General features: G+C 40.3%; 1 protein-coding gene. It reads left to right on the forward strand.

Annotated features, from left to right (window positions below; translation table 11 throughout):
- Positions 1 to 397, forward strand: a 397-nt coding sequence (locus tag J7R10_RS09310) for a response regulator (protein WP_208436531.1), incomplete at both ends; no start/stop codon positions are given.

The raw sequence follows: 397 nt of genomic DNA on the forward strand, positions 1-397 counted from the left end.
AGAACTTTCGGCTATGCTCCGAGGTTTTGGTCACCGTGTTATTGAAGCAGAAAATGGTCTCCGTACGATTGATCTTTTGCACAGACGTAAAAATATTGTGCTTGCGCTCCTTGATGTTGCCATGAGCGATTTGAGTGTAGGTGATTTGATTAAAATGATTAGAGCCGCTGGTGTTTCTGTACCTATTGTTGTGATAGCACAACAAGAAAACCAACCTTTACTCCAGAAAGCTTTAACAGCTGGCGCTATTGATTATTGGATTTATCCAGTGACATCACTACGGTTGAGAGTGACGTTGGATACTCTTTCTCTTATTTCTGCATTAGAGCGTGAGGTTTATTACATTCGGCGAAACATTGAGAATCAATTGCGATTTTCTGACCTCTGTATAAAAAGT

Origin of the sequence: Bartonella vinsonii subsp. berkhoffii ATCC 51672, from assembly GCF_902825225.1 — a bacterium.
GTDB classification, from domain to species: Bacteria; Pseudomonadota; Alphaproteobacteria; order Rhizobiales; family Rhizobiaceae; genus Bartonella; species Bartonella berkhoffii.